Below are 14468 nucleotides of genomic sequence, written 5' to 3'. Positions count from 1 at the left end.
GCATTGCCACGGGGACGGCCCGAGGCGACGGGTTCCGCAGGCGGGGCGGCCTGGCCGACGGATGGCTCAGGCGGTCGCGCCTGCTCCGCAGGAGGCGTTTGGCCGCGGGCCCCATCGGCCACGGCCAGCACAGTGCAGAAAGCGGCCGCGGCCAGGATCAGTGGGCGCATCTTGGGCCTCCAGCTCCCTTCCTGGACAGCAGGATGGGTTCACGATCAGCGACAAGCAAGAACACCGCCTCGCTCAGGCGGCGAGCCGCATGGGCGCGGCCTCGTGCAGCACCGGCACGGCCGGCGCCCCACCCCATTCGGAGTGCCCCGGAATGGACTCGCCCCGCATGACGATCGTCAGCGGCCCGAGCTGGGCGTAGTCGCCGATCTTCGTGTCGTAGAGGACCGTCGTGTTCGACCCCACCGAGACGCCCTTCCCGAGTTCGATCGTACCGACCTTCATGACCCGGTCCTCGTAGAGGTGCGTCTGGAGCACTGCGTGATCGTTGAACACGCAGAAATCTCCGATCTTGACGCAATCGAACTCCGTGAAGTCCGTGCAATCGAGATAGACGCCCCTGCCGATCCGGGCACCGTAGACCTTGAGCAACCACGGAAGGAACGGCGTTCCGCGCATGAACTCGAGGGATGCCTTGCCCACGAGCCCTCCGTAGAGCACCGCGACGGCTTCCGTCCGCATGGCCCACCAGGACCACATCGGCTTCATGACGGGCTTGTAGACGCCCATCAGCGCCCATTTAATCGCGGCCGAGATGGCCACCATGATCAGCGCGATGACGACGCCCGCCGCCAGGAAGATGCCGATGGCGGTCCACCAGCTCCCTGTATCGATCGGGTCGGCCATCATGTCCGCGGCCATGTAGCCGAAGGTGATGAAAACGGCCGTCGGCAGCGAAGTGTGCAGGCCCTCGAAGATCGCCCGCCGCAGGACGTAGATCTTCGGCGGTGCATAGGTCCAGACCGCCCCCATATCGACCATCTGCCGGCTCGGCACGCTGATCGCAGGTGTGCCGAACCAGGTCTCGTTCGGGCCTGTCTTGAGGCTGTCGGGCAGCTTCGACTTCACGCCGACCAGCGTGCCGTCCGCGAGATCGGCTCCGCCGGCGATGACGGCGTCGTTGCCCACGAAGACCCGGTCGCCAGTCTTGACGCGCTTGAGCGTCATCCAGCCGCGGCGGATCTCCTCGTCGCCGAAGATCACCTCGTCGCCGAGGAAGTTGTTCTTGCCGATGTCGACGAGGTCGTATCGCCCGGCGAGGTTGCTCGAGATTTCCGAGCCCTTGCCGATCTTGGCGCCCATCAGGCGGTACCAGTACCGCATGTAGATGGTGGCATAGAGCGAGTTGAGCGTCTCCAGCGTCACTTCCGTGGCGAGCCCGACGATCCACTTGCGCAGATAGAACCAGCTGTGGATCGAGAACGTGCCCTCACGGACGCGCGGCAGCACCAGCCAGCGGACCGCGATGATGATGAGCACCGAGGCGACGACCAGCACGAAGGCGGTCGGCCAAGTGTACATCGGGAGCGCCGACCAGCTCACGTTGTAGTCGTTCACGCCCGTGAAGAGCGTGTTGAGATTGTAGAGGACGTAGAAGGCCGGAAAGATCGGCACGAGACCGAGCATCAGGATCACGACATAGGCGACCGCGTAGACGGTGCCCTGCACGGCTCGCCGGGCCGGCCCGGCCTCGGCCTGCGGCGGCAGGCTTGCGACATCCACCATGCCGACCTTGCGGGCCGGCGAACCGTCCCAGTGTTCGTACGCCCCGACCGTCCGCCCCCCGGGGATATAGGTCAGGTCGGACAATTCGGCGCCGCGCTCGAGCCTGGAGCCCAGGCCGAGCACACATGAATTGCCCGTATAGGCCTCCGGTCCGATCTCGATCGGGCCGACGATGACTTCGTTCCCGACCACCTCGAAGGTCGCGAGGCGGTTCTTCGTGCCGACGCTCGCCCCGTCGCCGATCGTCAGGAGGTCGATCGCACCGCTCTCGAACTCCGAGATGATCGCATCGCGTCCGACCTTTGCGCCGAGCGCCCGCAGGTAGACGCGCATCAGGGGCGAGCCCTGGAGGAACTTCAAGGTCGTGACCTGGAGCAGGCGCTGAACGAGCCAGAGGCGGAAATAGTAGACGCCCCAGAGCGGGTAACGGCCGGGCTTGGTTCGACCGATGATCAGCCATTTGAGCCCGATGATCAGGATCTTCGTGCCGAGGTTGATGACGGTGTAGACGCCGAGAAGCAGCGCCATCTCGCCCCAGAAGCCCACCTCGCCCTGGACGAGAAAGACCGAGGCCATGAAAAGCCCGAGCCATTGCAGGGTGACGAGGCCGAGGACGAAGGGAAGCGCGACCGCCTGGGCAAGGCCGCACAGGAACCGTCGGAGGAACGGCGGAGGTTCGAAGGAGAGGTCGCGTTGCACGGCGGCCGAGCCGATCCCGCCCGTGCGCTCGATGAGGATCGTCGCGAGCGCGCGCAGAGAGCGGTGCTTGTAGACGTCCTGCATCGTGACAGAGGCGAGCGCCGGCTCCTCCCGGATCGCCGATACGAAGCGAGCCGCCAGGAGGGAGTGGCCGCCGAGGTCCGTGAAGAAGTCTCCATCCAGGGCCAGGGGTCTTTCCCCGAGCACCCGCTTGGCGGCGACCAGCAGAGCGGCTTCGGTCTCATTTGCCGGCACCTCCTGCTCCCCGGCCGCATCGCCGTAGGCGATCGGAAGGGCCTTGAGCCGGTTGCGGTCGACCTTGCCCGAAGAGAGCCGCGGCAATTCGGAGGAGGTCTCGAAATGGTCCGGCACCATATAGGCCGGCACGTCCTTCCGCAGGTTGGTGCGGAGCTGCTTCGCGTCGGGTGCGGCGTCCCTTTCCGGCACCATGAACGCGACGAGGCGGTCGATCCCTCCGTCGCTGCGCAGCACGACGGCTGCCTGGGCGACCCCCGGCATGGCACTCAGCCGCGCCTCGATCTCACCGAGTTCGACCCGGAAGCCGCGGATCTTCACTTGGTCGTCGATGCGGCCGTGGAAGCCGATATCGCCGCTCTCGGTCAGGCTGACGGCATCCCCGGAGCGGTACAGGACGGGGTCGCGGCCGTCTCCGCCGAAGGGATTGGCGATGAACTTCTCGGCCGTCAGCTCCGGGCGAGCGAGGTATCCCTTCGCCACGCCAGGGCCCCCGATGAGGAGCTCGCCTTGCATGCCTGGGGGGCAGAGTCGGCCGTCCTCCCCGACCACGTAGGCCGTGTAGTTCGGAAGGGGGCGCCCTATCGTGACGGGCTCACCCGCACGCAGTTCCGCCAAGGTGGCGACGACGGTCGCTTCGGTCGGGCCGTAGCTGTTGAACAGGCGCCGGCCTGGCTTGGCCCAGCGGGCCAGCAGGGGCGCCGGAAGCGCCTCGCCCCCGAGAATGATCAGGCGCAGACCCGGAACGTCGCGCGGCAGCATGGAGAGAAGCGTCGGCACCGTGTCGATCACGGTGACACCGGCCTCCCCGAGGAGATCGGGCAGGCGCTCGACATCGCCCATGGAGGTGGGCGTTGCCACGAACAGCGTTGCCCCCACCATGAAGGGGATCCAGATCTCCTCCATGGAGAGGTCGAAGGCCACGGAGGCGCCCTGGAAGACGACGTCCTCCTCCCGGAACCCGTAGACCTCGTTCGCCGACCGCAGGAAGTGACAGATATTCCTCTGGGTGATGACGATGCCCTTCGGCACGCCGGTCGAACCCGAGGTGTAGATCATGTAGGCTGGGTGCTCGGGCGTGAGCCCGGCCCCGCGCGGATCGAGCGGGCGGGTGTCGGCAGGATCGCGCAGCTGCGATGGCGTGAGCACCGGCCGGGCCCGCGGGGCCCGAGCAGAGAGCGTATCGCTCGTCAGAAGACCCTTGGCGCCGCAATCCTCCAGGCAGACGGCGATCCGGTCGGCCGGGGCGTCGGCATCGAAGGGCAGCCAGGCAGCGCCCGTCTTCGTGATCGCGATCTGCGCGATCAGGAGATCCGCGCCGCGCTCCATCCACAGCCCGACCACGTGCCCAGGACCGATCCCGAGCCGCACCAGACCGCGGGCGAGCTCGTCCGAGGTGCGGTTGACCTCCGCATAGCTATAACGGCGCCCGTCGAACACGAGGGCGGCATGATCGGGCCGCGCGGCGGCGGTCGCAGCAAAGATCTCCGAGAGAACCTCGTTGCGGATCAGGTCGTCGCGCACCGGCCCCCGGAGGAATGCGCCCGCGCTCGACTTCGGGAACAGCGGGCCACTTTCTTCCAGAACCTTCATGACGACCGTCCCACCCGCCTCCCGGTATGGCGCGCCCAGGCCCCTGCCGAGGTTCGCGCCGGCTCCTTAGCGGTCCCAACCGGGAACTGTCCCGGACACGCGCCGCAACCGCCCGCCCCTAACCTCTGCGGCAGGACAGGCTTAACGGGAGGTGAACTCGACGAGCCCAGGCTCGGTTCGGAACATTACCGCCAGTAATAGGCGCCGTTCTCGAAAACCAGAACCCGCCCCTGCCAAATATCGATCCGCGGCGCCTCGTGTTGCGGCACGCCGGCAAGCGCGACGAGCAGCGCACGCGCGACACCGCCATGGGAGACGAGGACCGTCGGTCTGACGAGTTCCCGGGCTGGCGAACGCAGACGCTCCAGCAGCATGGCGTAGCTTTCCCCGCCCGGCGGCACGAAGCCCCACTTGTCCCGTTCGCGCTCCGCGGCAAGCGAGGCCGCCCGCCCGCGCACCTCGCGCCAGGTCAGGCCCTCCCACTCGCCGAAGGTCAGCTCGACGAAGCGTTCGTCGGTCCGATAGCCGGCGGGATCGAGGCCCAGCGTCCGGCGCAGGATCTCCATCGTTTCTCGCGTCCTGCCGAGGGGGCTCGCCACGTAGTCGAGCCCTGAGGGCTCGACCGCGAGGTCGGCGACCTTGCGCCCGGCGTCTTCAGCCTGGACGCGCCCGACGGCGTTCAGCGGAACGTCCTGCTGTCCCTGCAGACGGGCGACGGCGTTCCAGTCCGTCTCGCCGTGGCGGACGAAGTAGAGCGGCGCGGGCAGGACCCAGCTACTCGCGCTCAAGGGTCAGGTCGGGGGCCTCGGGGTTCTTCATGCCGACAACGTGGTAGCCGGCATCGACGTGGAGAATCTCGCCCGTCATGCCGCGCGACATGTCCGAGACCAGATAGGAACCCGTCTCGCCGACCTCGTCGATCGTGACGGTCCTGCGCAACGGCGAGTTGTACTCGTTCCACTTCAGGATGTAGCGGAAATCGCCGATGCCGGACGCGGCCAGGGTCTTGATCGGCCCCGCCGAGATCGCGTTGACGCGAATCCCCTTCGGGCCGAGGTCGGCCGCGAGGTAGCGCACCGACGCCTCGAGCGCCGCCTTCGCGACGCCCATGACGTTGTAGTGCGGCATCCACTTCTCGGCGCCGTAATAGGTCAGCGTGAGCAGCGAGCCGCCATTCCCCATGAGCTTTTCGGCACGCTGGGCAACGGCCGTGAAGGAGTAGCAGGAGATCAGGAGCGACTTGGTGAAATTGGCCTCGCTCGTATCGACGTAGCGACCCGTCAGCTCGTCCTTGTCGGAGAAGGCGATCGCATGGACGACGAAGTCCAACCCGCCCCAGAGGCGCTTCGTCTCATCGAACACCGCGTCGAGGCTCGCCGGGTCGGTCACATCGCAATGGCCGACGATATGCCCGCCAAGTTCCGCGGCCAGCGGCTCGACGCGCTTCTTCAGCGCGTCGCCCTGGTAGGTGAAGGCGAGCTCCGCACCATGCGCCCGGGCCGACTTGGCCAACCCCCAGGCGATGGAGCGATTGTTCGCCACGCCCATGATGAGGCCGCGCTTTCCCGATAGCAGGCCCGCGGCCGCGTTGTCAGGCATTGATCCCTATCCGCCTCGTTCGAATGAGGCGGTTCTAGCCGACCGGCCTCGAGGGCGAAAGAGCGACGCGTGCGCCCTCCTCAGATCCGAGCGATCACGGGCGGCACGATCGTGCTCGACTGCACGGCCGCCACCTGCTTGGCGGCAGCCATCCGCTCCATCGCCTCGATGGCGCATTTCGCCTCAGGGACCCAACTCTGCCAGAAGTTGTCAGCGTACTCGGTCGAGGAGTTCGCTTCCGGCACCGACCCGGCGGCGACCCGATTGCGTTTGCGCCACCAGGCTTCCGCGATCGCCCAGGCTACGCTGCGGGTCGTCTCGTCCATGCATTCCTCTTCCCTGAAGCTCACGACAACGCTCAAGGAGCGAAGCCGGGCCAGCGCACCAGCCGGCACCGTTAACAAGCCCTGGCGACTGCAAAGGTTGCCAGCGCCTGTTTGGACCGCCGCAATCGACTTCAGAGCCTTTGCCGCATGAAGCTGCCCGCCGAGGCGAGCGCCTCGCGCCCGGCAGCGAGGTGCGCGTTCCACAACGGCCAAGCATGGATCATCTGCGGCCAGACCTCGAGCGTCACGGCAACATCGGCGGCGCCGGCGGATGCGGCGAACCGGGTAGCGTCCGCCAGCAAAGTTTCGGCCGAGCCGACCTGGACCAGCGTCGGCGGCAGGCCTCTTAGATCCGCGTAGAGGGGCGACACACGCGGATCCGTTCTGTCGAAACCCTTCGGCAGATACGCCTCCGCGAGTTCGGCGAGATACGGGGCATGGATGAGCGGATCGACCTCATCCTTGGTGCCGAGGGTGGCTCCCGACATCGTCAGATCCGTCCAGGGCGACAGCAGCCAGAGACAGGCGGGAAGCTCCTCGGAAGCGTCCCGCAACCCGCAGGCCAAGGCAAGCGTCAGCCCGCCGCCGGCGCTATCCCCGCCGATGACGATGTTGCCTGCGGGGATATCGCCCTCCCGGAAAAAGCGCCACGCCGCCCAGGCGTCTTCCAGCGCTGCGGGAAACGGGTGTTCCGGGGCGAGGCGATACCCTACGGCGAGCGTCCGGAGCCCGGCCGCCCTCCCCGCCTCGGTCACCAGGCGGCGATGGCTCGCGATGGAACCCGAGCAGTAGCCGCCGCCGTGGAAGTAGAGGAGAACACGCGACGGGTCGCTTCCGGGTGCGAGCGACCACTCGGCGGGGATGCCGCCGAACTCTACCGTAGAAAGGCGGATGTCGCTGGCAACGGGCCAGACGGTGCCCACCTCGTCCAGGCGCTGGCGGCGCTCCGCCCAGCCCACCGGACGAGGCTTCGAGCTCAGCAGAGCACGGACGGCCGCGATCTCGCTCTGGCCCATGGCCGGCGCCTCCATCCGGCAGAGGCGTGAGCCGGCAATATGGCTGGCTCGTGGCCGGCGAAGGCCGACTCTCGTTCGGCGTCAGCCGACCTTTTCGGCGCGGCGCTTCCTTGCGTATTCCACGAGCGCCTCGTCATCCTCGGAGGGCAGCCGGATCTCGGTCGTGACGAAGAGGTCTCCCTTTCCGCCTTTGGCCGGCAACCCCTTTCCGCGCAGCCGGAAGGTCCGACCCGAACTCGTCATGGCCGGAACGTTCATCTCCACCACGCCGGTCGGGGTCGGGACCCTGACCTTGCCGCCAAGGACTGCGTCCTCCAGGTCGACCGCCAGCCGCATGCGGAGGTCGCTGCCCTCGATGGTGTAGCGATCCTGCGCGGCGATCTTGAGCGTGAGGAGGAGATCTCCCGGCTCGGCACCGCCGGCTCCGGGCCGGCCGAGGCCGCGCAGCCGCACGGTCTGGCCGTCCGCGATCCCGGGAGGCAGCGTCACCTCGACCTCGCGCCCGCCCGGAAGCGTGATGCGCTGCTTCTCCTCGCGCGCAATGTCCTCGAGCTCGACCTCCAAGGTCGCCTCGATGTCGTCGCCGCGGGTCGCGCGGGGTCGGCTGGCGCCTCTCATGGCTTCACCGAAAAGCTGGGAGAAGATGTCTTCCCCGGCGCCTGCGGTACGCCCGGTGCCGCGGCCGAAGGGCGAGCCGGCGCCGAAGCCGAACGAGAAGCCCTCGCGGCCACCGCCGGCGCCGAATCCCTCGAAACTCTGGAACCGGGGTTTCCCTTCGGCATCGATCTCGCCACGGTCGAACTGGGCACGCTTCTCCGCGTCGCCCAGGATCTCGTAGGCGCTGTTCGCCTCGGCGAACTTGTCCTTCGCCTTGGGGTCGTCCTTGTTGCTGTCGGGATGGTATTTCTTGGCGAGCTTGCGGAACGCCTTCTTGATCTCCGCCTCGCCAGCACTCTTTGACACGCCGAGAACGTCGTAGGGGTTTCGCATGGGCCTCCGAACCTCTGCCTGATCGGGCATCACTGCCCTGCAGTGGCGTCGCGTGTCATGTGGGGCAGGTGTTGCTCAAACGCAACGACCCCATGCGGCACCCCGTCACGATTGTGGCTTTGTCTCCAGCTTTCGCAAGACCCATTCGTCAGCGGAAACCTTGCAGGCCTTTCCTTGGGCAGTCTTGGAAACGGACGCGCTCTCGAGGGAGGCCGTGAAGGCGCGGCAGATCTCGTTCGCCTCCACGAAAGGAGCACCACTCGGCGTGATATCGCCGCCCATGCCGCTCTCCGGATTATCCCACTTGACCGGTTTGCCGTTCCCCTGCGGATCGAGCGCGACCGTGAGCGCCGCACGGAGGCGCCGCACCTCCTCCGGCCCAAGCTCCGGGAAAAGCTTCAGCGCGGCCGGTGCAGGCGTGATGGAGCCCGTCACATCTTCCGGCGCCTTTGCGGTCAGGGAGGGAATGGCGAAACTGCAGCCTGCGAGCACCGGCGCCATCGCCAGAACCCCCACTGCGCCCGCCGCGAGACCCCGCATTTCGCGAAACAGCCAGACCAACCTATAATTGCCTGACATCCGAACAATCGTACTCAACGGCTTCGACACGTGGCGATGGATACAAGCTCCGACCAGTTAAAAAGCGGTGATTTTACCGAAGCCGAGGAGCCTTTCCGGCTGTTCACCGCCTGGATGGAGGAGGCAAGGCGATCGGAGCCCAACGATCCGAACGCCATGGCCCTCGCGACTGTCGATGCGGACGGGTTGCCCGATGTTCGCATGGTACTCCTGAAGGAGGCGACCGAGGCCGGCTTCGTCTTCTACACGAACGTGGAATCCGCCAAGGGCGTCGAGCTGACGCAGAATCCTAAGGCGGCGCTTGTCTTCCACTGGAAGAGCCTTCGCCGGCAGGTGCGGGCGCGTGGGCCGGTGACCCGCGTCACGGACGCCGAGGCCGACGAGTATTTCGCCAGCCGGCCGCGCGACAGCCGGATCGGAGCCTGGGCCAGCCAGCAATCCCGCCCCCTCGAGAGCAGGTTCGCCTTCGAGAAGGCGATCGCCTCATATACGGCCAAGTACGCGATCGGCGGTGTCCCGCGCCCGCCCTACTGGATCGGATACCGGATCGCTCCCGTCCAGATCGAGTTCTGGCACGACCGGCCGTTCCGTCTCCATGACCGGGTGCGTTTCACGCGCACGGCCGACGGATGGGTCCGGACCCGCCTCTATCCCTGAGCTCAGCGCCGCCGCTTCCGGGAGACCTTCCGCCGGAAGACGGCCGCGACTTCCACGTGCGCGCTCCAGGCGAACTGATCGACGGGAACGATCCGCTCCGGGGCGAACCCGCCTTCGACCAGGATCGCAGCGTCGCGCGCGAATGTCCCGGGATCACAGGACACCATGATCACGGCCCCAAGGGATGACAGGATCAGCTGACGGCATTGCGCCTCGGCACCGGCCCGCGGCGGATCGAGCACGACCGCATCGAAGCGCTCGAGCTCGGTCGAGAGCAGCGGTCTGCGAAAGAGATCGCGCACTTCCGTCGTGACGCGCCTCAGGCCAGCGGTGCCGCGGGCAGCCGCGTCGAGTGCGGCCAGCGCATGCCGGTCGCTCTCGACCGCATGAACCTCCGCCTTCTCGGCGAGGCGGAGGGTGAATGGCCCGCTCCCGGCGAACAGGTCCGCCACCTTCTTGGCCCCGCGGCAGCCATCGAGAACCACCGCGGCGAGTTCGGCCTCGCCTTTCGCCGTCGCCTGGAGAAAGCCGCCAGCGGGTGGGGCGACTTCCGCCCGGCCCATGACGATGGTCGGGCGCTGATAGGCCACCAGCGTCTCGCCATGCAGCGACAGCCGCGCGAGCCCCAGCGCCTTTGCCTCGGCGACCAGCACCTGGCGGCGGCGCTCATCGATCGGGCCTGAACCGCGCAGGTCCACGTCGAGACCTTCGCGCACCGAAGTCACAGCAATATCAAGCGGCTTGCGAAGGCCCTTCATCCGGCTTGCGAGCACGGTGGCGACCTTGGGAGCGTCGGCAAGCGCCTCCACGGTAATCGGGCAACGCTCGATGCGAACGAGGCGGTGCGTGCGTGCTTCCATGAAGCCGACCTGCATCTCGCCCTCGATCTCGCGGGCGTGGAAGGTCACGCGCCTGCGCCCGTCGCCATGGCCATCGACGAGAGCTTCGACCTCGCCCGGCACGCCGGCCCTCGCCAGGGCCGACTCGAGCTTGCCACGCTTCCAATCCGCGTAGAGCGACGGCCCGACATGCTGGGCAACGCAGCCGCCGCAGGTCCCGAAATATGGGCAGAAGGGTTCGACCCGGTCGGGGCTGGTGGTCTCCAGCTCCACGATCCGGCCACGGTCGCGCTCGACCTCCGCCCGCACCACCTCACTTGGCAGCGACCCGGCGACATAAAGCGGGCCGCCGGGACGATCCGCGACCCCATCCCCATTCGCACCGAGGCGGGCGATCGTGACAGATTCAATCACGGCGGGCCGCCATGAGGAACTCGCGGTTCCCGTCGCCGCCCTGGATCGGAGACGGCATCGTCCCGAGTGCGGAGAAGCCGTGCGCAGCGGCGCAGGAGACGATGTCGGCCACTGCCCCCGCGGCCGCGGCCTCATCCCGCACGATCCCGCCGCGCCCGAGCGCTGCGCGCCCGACTTCGAATTGAGGCTTAATCAAAGCAACGAGATAGCTGCTGGTGTTCATGAAGCGGGTGAGCTCGGGAATGACGAGTTTGAGCGAGATGAAGCTCACGTCCACGACGCAGAGCGAGATCTCGTCCGGAACGCGCGAGGTTGCGAGCCGACGTATGTCGGTTTGCTCCAGCGTGACCACGCGGGGGTCCGCCAGGAGCTTCGGGTGAAGCTGAGAGGTGCCGACATCGACCGCATAGACCCGGTGGGCGCCGCGAGACAGCAGCACATCCGTGAAGCCGCCCGTGGACGCGCCGACATCGAGGCAGATCCGGCCGGCCGGGTCGATTCCGAACGCGTCCAGTGCCGCGGCGAGCTTCACCCCGCCGCGCGAAACCCAGGGATGAGGTGCTTCAGCCGAAATTCGTGCCGTGACCGGGATCGTGTCCGAGGGCTTCCGCACGGGCTGGCCATCGGCCTCGACGAGCCCCGCCTCGATGGCAGCCTTGGCCTTGGCCCGGCTCTCGAACAGCCCGAGCTCGACCAGGTAAGTATCGGCCCGCCGCCGCTCCGGCAGACCCAGGGTGGGCGTGGCGCTGCTCCTGCCCAAGGTCAGGAGGGATCGAGCGGAGCCGTGCCGGTCGGCCGCCCGTCGGGACCGAGGGTGATCCGCTCGATTCGCGCCTCGGCACGCTTGAGAAGGCCTTCGCAGTGCCGCTTCAGCACCTCGCCCCGCTCGTAGATCGCAATGGATTCCTCGAGCGGCACGCGACCGCCCTCCAGCTGGCGCACGATGTCCTCGAGCTCGGCCAGGGCCTTCTCGAAGGGCAGGCCGGCCACGTCGGCATGCGGCTCGACGGCGTGCAGATCACTCTCGCTCATGGCGGGACTTATGGGCGCCCGTCCCTCGCCTGACAAGGATCAGGCAGGGTTGTCCGCAGCCGGTGACCCGGCGCGGCCGGCGAGCAGCCTCTGGTACACGAAGCCGATGCCGACCAGCACGAGGCCGAGCCCCACGAAAGAGAGCGCCCGGAGAAGTCCCTCGAGCCCGGCGAGGTCGATGACGAAGACCTTGAGCACGGCGGCCACGATGCAGGCGGCCGAGGCCAGCCGGGCTTCGCGGGAATCCCAGAGAAAACCGGCGGCGAGCAGCGCGATGCCATTCGCGATCAGGACCAGCGAGTAGGTCCACAGCTCCGCGTCGCTCGTCCAGCGCAGGAACAGGACGTTGGGGCCCTGGAACAGGAACCGCACCTGGAGGCAGGCATAGGCGATCTCGAGCACGAGCGCCAAGCCGGCTGCCGCGAGCACGAAGGCCCGGGGATGCACGCCCCGGCTCCCGGCAGCCAGCGCGGCCGCGGCTGCGGCCGGGATGAGATAGGCCGGCAACAGCGTGTTGAGGACCGCGCCGCCTGCAACCCGGTCGCCCGTGATGAACGGGTTCTCGAAGAGGAGGAGCGTGCCGGCAGCGCCGAGCAGCGACAACGTCGCGAAGCCGAGAGAGAAGACGCAATAGACAGGATGGGCTCGCCTGGAGGCCAGCCGCGCCGTGAGGAGTGAGAAGCAGAGACCCTGCGTCACCAGGAGGCCGGCCTCGAGATGGTCGAAGCGCGCGGCATAGATGTCGCCGTCATGCAGCGCGTGGCGGATCTGCAGGGAGACGAGCAGGGCCGAGAACAGAAGCGCCAGCGTCTCGCAGAGAGGCACGATGCGGTCCCGGGCGGTTGCCGCGAGGATGCGGGCCGCGAGCCAGAACGAAACGGCCGGCACCCCGTAGCCGAAGAGAAGCCAGTTCAGGATCGGGGTGCGACCGAGATCGCCTCCCATGATCCTTGGATCCCAGGCCAGGCGGGCCGCGACCACGATCCCGAGGCCGCCAACGACGTAGCGAAGGGCCGGCACGGCCGCCCGCTGCGAGACATAGGCCGTCCCGAGAGCGGCGAGCGCGAGCGATACGGTGAGAACGCCCCGGTCCAGGGCCATAGTGAACCCGAGCGCCAGGGCGGCAATGGCGGCCGAAGCGGTCGCCCCGACCGCGAGGAGAGCCACATCCCGGAACCGGCCGGCTGCCACGCGGCGACCTTCCTCCACGCGGAAGAAGCGGGCGACCCCGGCAAAGGCGGCGGCCAGCGCGGCCGCGACGAGCGCGAACGGAACGCTGCGCTCGAACGCCGTCACGCGGCCGTAGACGACGATCAGCTCAAGGATCGGTCCGAGCGTCGCCGCCCCGAGATACCAGGCAGCCGGGACGAGCCGGAGATCCGGCCCGCGCACTATCCGGCCAAGCGACATTGCGGCGATCCCTGCCCCGAACAGCAGCGCGGAGACGAGATAGGTCCCGACGGCGGCTGGGAGTGGGGTTCCGGCAACCATGCTCTCCAGCACGGTGATCGGCTCGGCTCCTGCCTCGCCCTCGACGGGCCAGGTGAGCAAGGTTCCAACAGCCAGAAGCGCGGCCGACGCGGCCGCCGGCGCAACCGGCGGGAAGCGGCAGGCGGCGGCGAGCAGCATGAGCCCTAGCGCACCGGCAAAGAGCGGCCGCCCGAGCCCGAATCCAAGCTGCGCTGCGGCGAAGATCCCGAGGAGCGCGAAGCCCGCGAGCACCGCCGAGCCGAACCGGTCCGTGAGGGCCTCGCCCGCCGACCTTCCGCGGTGCGGATCGGCAACCAGGAAGCCGATCGCCAGCGCGGCCTGCAGGAGAGTGTGCGCCACCGCCGCCCCGCCGGAGCCGCCGACCGTGATGGCAAGGCCCCAGAGCATCGCCCCGGCCGCGCCCGCGATGGCAAGCCAGCGCCAGAGACGCAGCCGCGCGACCGCGTAGGAGGCGGCAGCCACGAAGCCGAGATAGACGACGAGTGCCGGCGCGTTCGGAGAGTCCGTCTCGACGAGCAGCGGCGAGACCAGCGCCGCCACGAGACCAAGTCCGGCGAGCGCCGGACCGTGCAGGGCCGCGGCCGCCATGGTGGCGACCGAGAGGAGCCCGAGCAGCAGGAACGCCGTCGTGGGTCCGATCAGTTCGTAGAGGGAATAGGCCGCATAGGCGACCGCGAAGGCGGTCGAGGTGCCGGCAGCCGTCAGCACAGCCGGGATGTTCGCGCTCGTGAAGGCCGGCAAGGGGATCGGCTGCTCGCGCCGTCGCAGCCACTCGCCAGCGCCCGCGAGCCCAGCCGCGAGAAGAGCCCCAAGCGCGACGCGGAGGCGCGGCCCGATCAGATCCTGCTCGATCGAGTAGCGGACGAGCAGCAGGCCGCCGAATGCCAGCGCCAATCCTCCGACCCACACCGCCCAGCGCGCGCCGAGCCGCTCCTCGATCCCCGGCCGGCGCGCCGGCACTGGCGATGCGACAGTTGCCGGAACAGTATCCTGTGATCCTTGCACGGCCTCGTCGGTCGAGCCCTCAGGGGGCCGTCCGGGCGCAGCCTGTTCCACCGCGGCCGAAGGCGCGTCCGGCACCGCAGGCGGAATTGCCGCTTGGCCGCCGGCGACCCGAAAGGCCGCCTCGAGCTCGTTCAGGCGCCGCTCCAGCCCCTGCAGGCGTGCGCGCTGGCGAAAGAACGCGACCAGGACGGCCGCGATCAGAAGCGCCTCGATCAAGGCCGATCCTTCCACAGGGAACG

General features: G+C 68.3%; 12 protein-coding genes. 1 reads left to right on the top strand and 11 read right to left on the bottom strand.

Features of this window, described 5'->3' with window-relative positions; all coding sequences use genetic code 11:
* Positions 1–243: 243 nt before the first annotated feature.
* The 7 genes from ACO2SS_RS19685 to ACO2SS_RS19655 all read right to left on the bottom strand — a co-directional run bounded on the left by ACO2SS_RS19685 (position 244) and on the right by ACO2SS_RS19655 (position 8791).
* Positions 244–4281, bottom strand: coding sequence for a Pls/PosA family non-ribosomal peptide synthetase (locus ACO2SS_RS19685; protein ID WP_423279477.1), 4038 nt, complete (start codon positions 4279–4281; stop codon positions 244–246).
* A gap of 185 nt (positions 4282–4466) precedes the next feature.
* The gene (locus ACO2SS_RS19680) at positions 4467–5069 is read right to left on the bottom strand and encodes a histidine phosphatase family protein (RefSeq protein ID WP_423279476.1); all 603 of its coding nucleotides are present in this window, start codon (positions 5067–5069) and stop codon (positions 4467–4469) included.
* Positions 5056–5880 carry an enoyl-ACP reductase FabI gene (fabI, locus tag ACO2SS_RS19675; RefSeq protein WP_423279475.1) on the bottom strand — a complete coding sequence of 275 codons (825 nt, stop codon included), beginning with the start codon at positions 5878–5880 and terminating at the stop codon, positions 5056–5058. Before fabI ends, ACO2SS_RS19680 begins: the two co-directional genes overlap by 14 nt.
* Positions 5881–5960: 80 nt before the next feature.
* Positions 5961–6230, bottom strand: coding sequence for a hypothetical protein (locus ACO2SS_RS19670; RefSeq protein WP_423279474.1), 270 nt, complete (start codon positions 6228–6230; stop codon positions 5961–5963).
* A 107-nt stretch (positions 6231–6337) separates the two neighbouring features.
* Positions 6338–7222 carry an alpha/beta hydrolase gene (locus ACO2SS_RS19665; protein WP_423279473.1) on the bottom strand — a complete coding sequence of 295 codons (885 nt, stop codon included), beginning with the start codon at positions 7220–7222 and terminating at the stop codon, positions 6338–6340.
* An 81-nt stretch (positions 7223–7303) separates the two neighbouring features.
* Positions 7304–8212, bottom strand: coding sequence for a DnaJ C-terminal domain-containing protein (locus ACO2SS_RS19660; protein WP_423279472.1), 909 nt, complete (start codon positions 8210–8212; stop codon positions 7304–7306).
* Positions 8213–8317: 105 nt separating this feature from the next.
* The gene (locus ACO2SS_RS19655; protein ID WP_423279471.1) at positions 8318–8791 is read right to left on the bottom strand and encodes an RT0821/Lpp0805 family surface protein; all 474 of its coding nucleotides are present in this window, start codon (positions 8789–8791) and stop codon (positions 8318–8320) included.
* A gap of 36 nt (positions 8792–8827) precedes the next feature.
* Between ACO2SS_RS19655 and pdxH the strand changes: the two genes are divergently transcribed.
* Positions 8828–9448: a pyridoxamine 5'-phosphate oxidase gene (gene pdxH, locus ACO2SS_RS19650; RefSeq protein WP_423279470.1), complete on the top strand. Its 621-nt coding sequence runs from the start codon at positions 8828–8830 to the stop codon at positions 9446–9448.
* A gap of 2 nt (positions 9449–9450) precedes the next feature.
* On the opposite strand, the gene ACO2SS_RS19645 is transcribed toward pdxH, so the two are convergent.
* Genes ACO2SS_RS19645 through ACO2SS_RS19630 form a run of 4 tightly spaced genes read right to left on the bottom strand, consistent with a single transcriptional unit; the run spans position 9451 to position 14445 of the window.
* Entirely contained in the window at positions 9451–10701 is a 1251-nt protein-coding gene (locus tag ACO2SS_RS19645) for a class I SAM-dependent RNA methyltransferase (protein ID WP_423279469.1), read from the bottom strand.
* On the bottom strand, positions 10694–11461 hold the full coding sequence (locus ACO2SS_RS19640; protein ID WP_423279468.1) for a TlyA family RNA methyltransferase: 768 nt from the start codon (positions 11459–11461) through the stop codon (positions 10694–10696). The genes ACO2SS_RS19645 and ACO2SS_RS19640 overlap by 8 nt, the downstream gene beginning before the upstream one ends.
* Positions 11462–11463: 2 nt before the next feature.
* A complete protein-coding gene (locus ACO2SS_RS19635) occupies positions 11464–11733 on the bottom strand; it encodes an exodeoxyribonuclease VII small subunit (RefSeq protein ID WP_423279467.1) in 270 nt (89 codons plus the stop codon).
* 39 nt (positions 11734–11772) lie between these two features.
* Positions 11773–14445 (bottom strand): DUF2339 domain-containing protein, encoded by a 2673-nt coding sequence (locus tag ACO2SS_RS19630; RefSeq protein ID WP_423279466.1) that lies wholly within the window; start codon positions 14443–14445, stop codon positions 11773–11775.
* Positions 14446–14468: the final 23 nt, after the last annotated feature.

The sequence above is a fragment of the Enterovirga sp. CN4-39 genome (genome assembly GCF_049446235.1).
GTDB lineage: Bacteria > Pseudomonadota > Alphaproteobacteria > Rhizobiales > Beijerinckiaceae > Enterovirga.
This window is presented reverse-complemented; position numbering and strand designations above follow the sequence as displayed.

What these genes read in the sequence shown, in the direction of transcription:
- fabI (WP_423279475.1), bottom strand. Translation starts at nt 5,880, where the DNA reads ATGCCTGACAACGCGGCCGCGGGCCTGCTATCGGGAAAGCGCGGCCTC.
- pdxH (WP_423279470.1), top strand. Translation starts at nt 8,828, where the DNA reads ATGGATACAAGCTCCGACCAGTTAAAAAGCGGTGATTTTACCGAAGCC.
- ACO2SS_RS19635 (WP_423279467.1), bottom strand. Translation starts at nt 11,733, where the DNA reads ATGAGCGAGAGTGATCTGCACGCCGTCGAGCCGCATGCCGACGTGGCC.
- ACO2SS_RS19655 (WP_423279471.1), bottom strand. Translation starts at nt 8,791, where the DNA reads ATGTCAGGCAATTATAGGTTGGTCTGGCTGTTTCGCGAAATGCGGGGT.
- ACO2SS_RS19665 (WP_423279473.1), bottom strand. Translation starts at nt 7,222, where the DNA reads ATGGGCCAGAGCGAGATCGCGGCCGTCCGTGCTCTGCTGAGCTCGAAG.
- ACO2SS_RS19660 (WP_423279472.1), bottom strand. Translation starts at nt 8,212, where the DNA reads ATGCGAAACCCCTACGACGTTCTCGGCGTGTCAAAGAGTGCTGGCGAG.
- ACO2SS_RS19685 (WP_423279477.1), bottom strand. Translation starts at nt 4,281, where the DNA reads ATGAAGGTTCTGGAAGAAAGTGGCCCGCTGTTCCCGAAGTCGAGCGCG.